The following is an 8,799-nucleotide window of genomic DNA, read 5'->3' as shown; positions in this document are numbered from 1 at the left end:
CGCAGTTGGTGCTGTGGCGTCATACTTTGGCGGTGGTGCTGTCGGCGTTCCTCTAATGCAATTTGGCGCTGCGATGGCCCTCGGCGGTGTTGTGCAGATGCTATCTCCACAGACAACCGGACTTGCCAGCAAGCAATCGGCAGACAACAAGGCCAGTTATGCCTTTGGTGGAGTAACAAATACGACTGCTCAGGGCAATCCGGTACCACTCTTGTACGGACGGCGCCGTATAGGTGGCGCGATCATCTCCGCCGGTATCTATGTAGAAGACCAACAGTAAATAGATTTATCAACAAGCCACCTCCCGGTGGCTTTTTTTATGGGCGCAATATGGCTATAGCAACCGCTATTAAAGGCCGCAAGGGCGGCAGTTCAAGCTCAAGAACTCCTACAGAACAGCCAGACGACCTGCAGTCAGTTGCCAAGGCAAAAATCCTTCTCGCGCTGGGAGAGGGGGAGTTTGCTGGTGGACTTACCGCGCGCGATATTTATCTCGATGGCACCGCACTTGAGAACGCAGATGGTTCACAGAACTTCAGCGGCGTGGCGTGGGAGTTTCGTTCTGGAACTCAGGCGCAAAAATACATTCAAGGGATCCCAGGTACCGAAAATGAAATCAATGTAGGTTCCGAAGTTTCCAGCTCTACAGCGTGGACGCGCACGTTCACCAATACGCAGCTTTCAGCTGTTCGCCTGCGTCTAAAATGGCCTTCTCTCTTCAAACAGGAGGACGATGGCGATCTGGTTGGCTATTCGGTCAACTACGCAATTGACCTGCAGACAGATGGCGGTACCTGGCAGACGGTGCTAAATACCAGCGTGACCGGGAAAACCACCTCTGGTTATGAACGCAGCCACCGTATTGATTTACCTCAGGCGGGCAGCACCTGGACCATCAGGCTGCGCAAGATTACCGCTGATGCAAATAGCGCTAAGATTGGCGACACGATGACGCTGCAAAGCTTCACAGAAGTAATCGACGCCAAACTGCGCTATCCGAATACCGCGCTTCTGTACATCGAATTTGACTCGAGCCAGTTTAATGGCTCAATTCCGCAAATTTCTTGCGAGCCCCGCGGGCGTGTTATTCGTGTGCCCGATACCTATGACCCGGAAACACGAACGTACAGCGGCACCTGGACGGGCGCATTTAAGTGGGCATGGACGGATAACCCTGCGTGGATATTTTACGATCTGGTAGTCACTGACCGCTTCGGCCTTGGTAATCGGCTAACAGCAGCCAATATCGATAAATGGGCGCTTTATCAGGTCGCTCAGTATTGTGATCAACCGGTACCGGATGGTAAGGGGGGGAGCGGAACTGAACCGCGTTACACCTGCAACGTATACATTCAGGATCGAAATGACGCTTACACCGTCCTGCGAGACTTTGCCGCCATTTTTCGAGGTATGACCTACTGGGGAGACGACCAGATTGTTGCCCTTGCAGACATGCCCAGAGATGTCGATTTTACCTACACGCACGCTAACGTAGTCGACGGCAAATTTGTCTACTCCAGCAGCACAACCAAGAGTCGCTACACAAACGCTCTTGTATCCTGGTCTGATCCGGCAAATGGCTATGCTGATGCAATGGAGCCCGTCTTCGAGCAGGCTCTGGTGGCGCGCTATGGTTTCAACCAGCTTGAGATCACCGCCATCGGTTGCACCCGGCAGTCTGAGGCTAACAGAAAAGGGCGCTGGGGGATCCTGACCAACAATAAAGACAGGGTTGTAATGTTTGACGTTGGTCTGGACGGCAATATCCCTCAGCCAGGCTACATAATTGCTGTCGCTGACCGAAATCTCTCTGGCCGAGATTTAGGCGGTCGATTATCCGCAGTTAAAGGTCGTGTACTCAAACTTGACCGGGTGCCAAGTGCTAAGGCCGGTGACAGGATAATGGTAAACCTGCCATCGGGCATTACCCAATCCCGGACGATTCAGTCCCTGTCCGGCGAAATGGTTACCGTGACAACCGCCTTTAGTGAACTTCCGCAGGCTGAGGCTGTATGGGTTATTGAATCTGATGAACTCTATGCGCAGCAGTACAGGGTAATTAGTGTCACCGATAACAATGACGGGACATATACCATCACGGGGGCAAATCACAATCCGGATAAATATGCCCGTATCGATACAGGTGCCGTTATAGATCAGCGGCCGGTGAGTGTCATTCCTCCTGGTAACCAGTCGCCACCAGGCAACATCGCGATCAATTCGTTTTCCGTGGTGCAGCAAAATATCAGCGTCGAAACCATGCGCGTGAGTTGGGACCAGGTACAAAATGCCATCGCCTATGAGGCGCAGTGGCGCCGCAACGACGGGAACTGGGTTAATGTGCCGCGCAGTTCCACCACGTCATTCGACGTCCCGGGGATTTATGCCGGGCGCTACCTGGTGCGCGTGCGCGCCATCAATGCTGCCGAAATTTCGTCAGGCTGGGGCTATTCAGAAGAGAAAACGCTGACGGGTAAAGTGGGCAATCCACCGAAGCCGGTTGGCTTCATCGCTTCTGAAAGCGTGGTATTCGGTATCGAGCTCAACTGGGGATTCCCGGCGAATACCGACGACACGCTGAAGACGGAAATTCAGTACAGCCTCACCGGGACCGAAAAAGATGCGATGCTGCTGGCCGATGTGCCTTACCCGCAGCGCAAATATCAGCAGATGGGCCTTAAGGCTGGGCAGATTTTCTGGTACCGCGCGCAGCTGGTGGACCGCAGCGGCAACGAATCAGGATACACAGAATGGGTGCGAGGACAGGCCAGCATCGATGTTTCCGACATCACCGATGTGATCCTGGAGGAAATTAAAGACTCCGACACATTCAAAGACCTGATCGAGAACGCGGTGGACAGCAACGAAAAAGTTGCAGGCATGGTGGATGAAATCAAAAAGCACGCCGACGAGCTCGAGCAGCAGGCGAAAGACATCCAGGAGAACGCTGACGGGCTGGCGCAGGCCGAAATGAAGATAGACGAAATTTCTGTTTCGATGGACGGCATGACAGGAGGCGTGAAGAACTCGGCAATTGCGATAATCCAGGCCAATCTCGCCCAGGTGGCCACGCGTAAAACCCTGTCGGCATCGGTTGCCGGTAACAGCGCACAGCTGGATCGTATTGATGAGGTCATCGTTAACGAGAAGGAGGCAACGGCGCGCTCGCTGCTGAGCCTGCAGACGGACGTCAACGGCAACAAGGCATCCATCAATAGCCTGAATCAGACGTTCTCTGATTACCAGCAGGCCACGGCCACGCAGATAAACGGCATAACGGCGACGGTGAACGGGCACACTTCTGCAATCACCACCAACGCTGAGGCCATTGCGAACGTCAACGGCGACCTGAAGGCGATGTATAACATCAAGGTTAGCGTCTCAAGCAACGGGCAGTATTACGCCGCGGGGATGGGGATCGGGGTAGAGAATACGCCATCAGGGATGCAGTCGCAGGTAATCTTCCTGGCCGACCGTTTTGCCGTTACCACTGCTGCCGGAAACAGCGTGGCGTTGCCATTTGTGATCCAGAATGGGCAGACGTTCATCAGGGCCAGCTTCATCCAGGACGGTACCATTGAGAACGCCAAAATAGGCAACTATATCCAGTCAAATAATTACGTGTCGGGCGTGCAGGGATGGCGGCTGGATAAATCCGGTACGTTCGAAAATTACGGCTCTACTGCGGGGGAAGGGGCGATGAAAATTACCAACCAGACAATCAGTGTCAAGGACGCAAGCAACGTCCTGCGCGTGCAGATAGGTAGATTAACGGGGGTATTCTGATGGCTTATGGGGTTCAGACTTGGGACGGTTTAGGTCGGCCAAATAACTACGGGATTAAGCCTGTATCTGTTGTCGGACGAATTCAACTCGCTTACACACAAAATTCAGGTTCCTGGGATTTTACTGTTCCGCCTGGCTACAAAGTTGGCTTTGTTGTTTCGCTTGACCAGGGCACAACCTCTGTTGGCCGACATATAGAGGCAACCGGCAACACTATTAATGTGACGCCCGCTAATTCATCTGGCATCGGTAATTACCCTTCTTCCGCCTGTGAACTCGTCGTTTTTATGGAGCCAGCATAATGGCTGATTATGGTGCTTATCTCTTAATGGAAAATGGCAACCCTTTTGTGACGCCATACTCAACTCCTTTTTGCCTATACAATCGGTCGGAAGTTGCTTCCAACACAAACGGCAGTGCGTCAGTTGAAATTCCTGTTGACCCATCTTATCCGGCTATAGCTTTCTGTCGCGTGTCAGGGGCGTCTCAGGCTGTATATGTTGCGGTTCGCAGAAACGGAAATGTAATAAGCGCCTCCGCATCAACTCCTACAGGCTACACAGGCTCAAAATCATTCGTCTTGACTGTGTATGTTTTCGCTGTTTTTCCTCAGTCTCTGCCACAATGGGGAATGGCAATCTGGGACGCTAGTGGACGCGTGGTTCTCACTAATGAAAGTCGGGTATTGACGGACTTGATTACCGTGGGTACGCCAGGTGCAGGAGGGATTAATCTCGATGTTACTCTGAACGGTTCCTATGCCGTGGCCCCTGGAATTCTCGGCTCGTCGTTATGGCAAACGTCACAGGGTGGGCAGCCTGTGATTATTACTGTAACGGCATACACGGGGTGCTATTTCAACGGAAGCACGACAAGGATCTGGCCTGTTGGAAACCAAATTGCTGGAGGCTCACCTGTTGGAGGAACAACAACAGGAATAACGCTCACGGCTATTAATACTGCAGCATATGATTAACTGATCGTTTTTAGCGATCAATAGCTAATAATTGATCTATCAAATCAATTATGCCCGCCCAGTTTGTATTGTTATCGTCTAAGCTACTGAATACCTCTGAAAACTATCAAAATGAATAAGCTAATTATATGCATGGCAGGCGGGTTGATGTTGTCTGGGTGCGCAGGTGTACTTGAGAAACAGGAACCTATTTGCAGCGGCACGGCCATTGTAGGCGGTCAGGAAAATACCGTTATGATTTACGGCGTTCGAAAACAAAACAACCAGACGCAATACCGCGCCGGTTATCCCTTTAACTGGCGTTGGGTAGGCGCAAATACATTCACTGGCACTACCTGTAAATAACCAACCCATTCGAATACAACCTCGCTCCGGCGGGGTTTTTTATTGCCTGGAGAAAGTATGCTTTATAACACTGGCACCATCGCAATTAACGGAAACACCGCCACCGGAACTGGCACGAACTGGACGGCGCCAGCCAGCCAGGTTCGCGCTGGCCAGACGATTATCGTCATGTCGAGCCCGGTTCAAATTTTCCAGATCTCAAGCGTGGACAGCTCCACCTCGATGACTGTTACACCTGCTGCCGCTCCGGCACTCAGTGGTCAGAAGTATGGAATCCTGGTGTCCGACAACATTTCTGTCGACGGACTGGCACAGGCGATGTCGCAGCTCATCAAAGAGTATGACGAGAACATTGGCGCGTGGGAGACGTTCGCCACAACCTCAGCCAACCAGAACATTACCGTTACGATCAACGGCGCCTCTGTAACTATCCCGGGGATCGGCAAACTGGCTCAGAAAGGTACCAATGGTGCTCTCCCGATTGACCAGGGCGGCACCGGGGCAACAACGGCAGAAGGCAGTCGCACAAACCTCGGTTTGGGAAACAGTGCCACGAAGAACGTAGGAACAGATGCGGGAACGGTGGCCGCAGGCGACGATTCACGTCTTACTACGGTGAACGGAAAAACAGGCGGCACGGTTTCCGGTAGTGTTATTGCAACATCCGGGAACCAAGTTGGCATTGCGAGTGGGTCAGGTGGTAATAAATCTATCTCACTGTCAAATGTGTCCTCTGATGGCCCTACAGAAAACTATGTAAACTGGATTGCGGGTAACTATTACGCGGGCATATGGAGAATGGGAGCCATTCGAGGAGCTGGTACCGACTTAAACCGCGTACAGATGAATATCTTCGACGGCATTTCAACAAATTCCGATTATCGCTGGTACTCTGATGGCCGATTCCGTAGTAAATCTGTTCAGGCGCCTGGTGTGGGGGGCGGTGGCGGGTATATGGATATAGCCAATGCCGACAACACCAATATTTCATTTAGCCGCCCTAACCTGACACAGAATAACGACAGCGGATATGTTCCTGCTCTGCGTTGGCACTCAGGCGCATCCGGTGGCTATCATGCTGCGACTGCAATCGGTTCGGTAGCGAATGGGGCATCAGCCTGGCCGAGTATCGTTATGATGACTCTAGGCGACGGTGGTAATGCAGGTACTCGAGCGTGGCAATTTAATCTCGTGTCCGGCGATATCTACGTATCAGGAACAGGCGGTTTCGCTGGTGACTATGTGTTCAATAAATCAGCGACATCTGATGCCAACCTGAAAAAAGATATCACTTACACAGATGGCAAAGCGTCGGTCGAAAACATCAAAGCCATGAAACCGACTACGTTTATCTACAAAAACGATGAAAAGGAGCGCGTTCGCCGTGGTGTGATCGCCCAGGATATCATGCTGATTGACCCGGACTACGTGAAAGAGGTGCCAGGAGGGATTGAAATTGAAGAGGATGGCACCGAGACACAAAAGCCATCAACCCTGGCGCTGGATAACAACGTCCTGTTAGTTGATGCGGTACTGGCGCTGAATTTCGTCATTAAGCAGTTGGAAGCTACACAGAAAGAACTTGCAGATCTTAGAAATAATTTTGCTGGTTCATAATGAGAAAACCGCTGCCCATCGTATGCAAGAATGGGCGGCGGCTAAAATCTGCTCGCAAAGGGCTATTGCCATAAAATTTACAAAACTCATAATTCGAAGCGACATAGAAACTTAGAAACGAAACGGCGAAGCTTTAAGCAGTCAGGGTAGTACCTCTGTCTTGCGCGCTCTCTCGAATAAAACTACTGTATATAAAAACAGTATTTGAGGTGTGTGCAATGGAATTCATCAGGCCAACAGAACTGCGAGAAATTATCGCTCTTCCGCTTTTCAGTGACTTAGTACAGTGTGGTTTCCCAAGCCCCGCAGCTGATTACGTTGAACAGCGTATCGATCTCAATGAGTTACTTGTCGCTCACCCGAGCTCTACATATTTCGTCAAAGCCGCGGGGGATTCAATGATCGAAGCCGGGATAAGCGACGGTGATCTGCTGGTGGTGGATAGTTCGCGCACGGCTGAGCACGGTGACATTGTCATCGCCGCGGTTGAAGGGGAATTCACTGTTAAACGCCTGCAGCTTCGACCGACTGTGCAGCTCAATCCTATGAATAGCGCCTATAGTCCGATTGTTGTTGGCAGTGAAGATACGCTGGACGTGTTTGGCGTCGTGACTTTCATCGTTAAATCTGCGAGCTGAATATGTTTGCGCTCTGTGATGTTAATTCGTTCTACGCATCATGCGAGACTGTATTCAGGCCGGATCTGAGAGGGCGGCCGGTTGTCGTTCTCTCAAATAATGATGGCTGTGTAATCGCACGCAGCGCAGAAGCAAAAGCGGCAGGAATCACCATGGGGGAGCCATTTTTCAAGCAAAAGGAGCTTTTCCGGCGCGCTGGCGTTGTTTGCTTCAGCAGCAATTACGAGCTTTACGCTGATATGTCGAACCGGGTAATGACGACGCTGGAGGAAATGAGCCCCCGCGTCGAAATTTACAGTATCGATGAGGCTTTTTTTGATCTGACAGGCGTAAGGAACTGCCGGGATCTGACTGACTTCGGCAAAGAGATACGCGCGACAGTTCTAAAGCGTACGCACCTGACAATTGGGGTCGGCATCGCGCAGACCAAAACCCTCGCTAAGCTCGCAAACCATGCCGCCAAAAAATGGCAGCGGCAAACGGGTGGAGTAGTGGACCTGTCCAATATCGATCGCCAGCGCCGACTACTTACTCTGGTTCCTGTTGAGGACGTGTGGGGCGTCGGTAGGCGCATAAGTAAGAAGCTGAACGCAATGGGCATTAAAACTGCCCTCGACCTTTCGGCGCAGAGTACGTGGATTATTCGAAAGCACTTTAATGTCGTTCTGGAACGAACTGTCCGGGAGCTGCGCGGCGAACCCTGTCTTGATCTGGAGGAGTTTGCGCCAGCAAAGCAGGAAATCGTCTGCAGTCGGTCGTTCGGCGAGCGCGTCACGGACTATGAGCAGATGCGTCAGGCTATCTGCAGCTATGCGGCTCGTGGCGCTGAAAAACTACGTGGCGAGCACCAGTATTGCCGTTTTATATCTGCATTCGTGAAAACCTCTCCCTTTGCGCTTAATGAGCCGTATTACGGTAACAGCGCGTCCATGAAGCTTCTCACCCCTACACAGGATTCCCGCGACATAATCAACGCCGCGGTAAAGTGCCTGGACAAAATCTGGAAGGATGGTTATCGCTATCAAAAGGCTGGAATCATGCTGGGAGATTTTTTCAGCCAAGGGGTGGCGCAGTTGAACCTTTTCGATGAGAACGCTCCACGCGCAGGAAGCGATAAGTTGATGGAGGTGCTCGATCACTTGAACGCGAAAGATGGAAAAGGAACGCTTTACTTTGCCGGGCAGGGCATACAGCAGCAGTGGCAGATGAAACGGGATATGTTATCTCCACGATATACTACGAGGTATTCAGACCTAATAAAAGTTAGATGATTCTTTAAACGGTCTATTCATTCGAGCCTAATTATCGGCTATGAGTATTAACAGTAATATGTCTAAGACTATGCTTTTGTAATGTAAATAAGCCCCTGCAATTATACAGGGGCTTACGGATATGATGCCGGGTGCCTCCCGGTGAGTCATTGAGCTAACCACTCGT

The 8,799-nt window shown here is 51.4% G+C and carries 7 protein-coding genes and 1 pseudogene; all 8 read left to right on the top strand.

Annotation, left to right across the window (positions count from 1 at the left end; genetic code table 11):
* A pseudogene (locus IM284_RS23520) lies at positions 1 to 280 on the top strand (tail assembly protein); the annotation flags it as partial.
* Between the two features lie 50 nt (positions 281 to 330).
* Positions 331 to 3,786, top strand: coding sequence for a host specificity protein J (locus tag IM284_RS22650; protein WP_193055953.1), 3,456 nt, complete (start codon positions 331 to 333; stop codon positions 3,784 to 3,786).
* Positions 3,786 to 4,088: a hypothetical protein gene (locus IM284_RS22645; RefSeq protein ID WP_193055952.1), complete on the top strand. Its 303-nt coding sequence runs from the start codon at positions 3,786 to 3,788 to the stop codon at positions 4,086 to 4,088. The genes IM284_RS22650 and IM284_RS22645 overlap by 1 nt, the downstream gene beginning before the upstream one ends.
* Entirely contained in the window at positions 4,088 to 4,762 is a 675-nt protein-coding gene (locus tag IM284_RS22640) for a hypothetical protein (protein WP_193055951.1), read from the top strand. Before IM284_RS22645 ends, IM284_RS22640 begins: the two co-directional genes overlap by 1 nt.
* Before the next feature lie 111 nt (positions 4,763 to 4,873).
* Entirely contained in the window at positions 4,874 to 5,107 is a 234-nt protein-coding gene (locus IM284_RS23515) for a cor protein (protein ID WP_213743422.1), read from the top strand.
* Positions 5,108 to 5,164: 57 nt separating this feature from the next.
* A complete protein-coding gene (locus tag IM284_RS22635) occupies positions 5,165 to 6,724 on the top strand; it encodes a tail fiber domain-containing protein (RefSeq protein WP_193055950.1) in 1,560 nt (519 codons plus the stop codon).
* Positions 6,725 to 6,942: 218 nt separating this feature from the next.
* Complete coding sequence (locus IM284_RS22630) at positions 6,943 to 7,362, top strand: translesion error-prone DNA polymerase V autoproteolytic subunit (protein WP_020884462.1); 420 nt, start codon at positions 6,943 to 6,945, stop codon at positions 7,360 to 7,362.
* Between the two features lie 2 nt (positions 7,363 to 7,364).
* A complete protein-coding gene (locus IM284_RS22625) occupies positions 7,365 to 8,633 on the top strand; it encodes a Y-family DNA polymerase (RefSeq protein WP_193055949.1) in 1,269 nt (422 codons plus the stop codon).
* The last annotated feature ends 166 nt before the right edge of the window (positions 8,634 to 8,799 follow it).

This window comes from Enterobacter cloacae complex sp. P12RS, assembly GCF_014895875.1.
Taxonomy (GTDB): domain Bacteria; phylum Pseudomonadota; class Gammaproteobacteria; order Enterobacterales; family Enterobacteriaceae; genus Enterobacter; species Enterobacter bugandensis.
This window is presented reverse-complemented; position numbering and strand designations above follow the sequence as displayed.

Coding starts and splice junctions, on each gene's coding strand:
- IM284_RS22650 (WP_193055953.1), top strand. CDS start 331: ATGGCTATAGCAACCGCTATTAAAGGCCGCAAGGGCGGCAGTTCAAGC.
- IM284_RS22645 (WP_193055952.1), top strand. CDS start 3,786: ATGGCTTATGGGGTTCAGACTTGGGACGGTTTAGGTCGGCCAAATAAC.
- IM284_RS22640 (WP_193055951.1), top strand. CDS start 4,088: ATGGCTGATTATGGTGCTTATCTCTTAATGGAAAATGGCAACCCTTTT.
- IM284_RS23515 (WP_213743422.1), top strand. CDS start 4,874: ATGAATAAGCTAATTATATGCATGGCAGGCGGGTTGATGTTGTCTGGG.
- IM284_RS22635 (WP_193055950.1), top strand. CDS start 5,165: ATGCTTTATAACACTGGCACCATCGCAATTAACGGAAACACCGCCACC.
- IM284_RS22630 (WP_020884462.1), top strand. CDS start 6,943: ATGGAATTCATCAGGCCAACAGAACTGCGAGAAATTATCGCTCTTCCG.
- IM284_RS22625 (WP_193055949.1), top strand. CDS start 7,365: ATGTTTGCGCTCTGTGATGTTAATTCGTTCTACGCATCATGCGAGACT.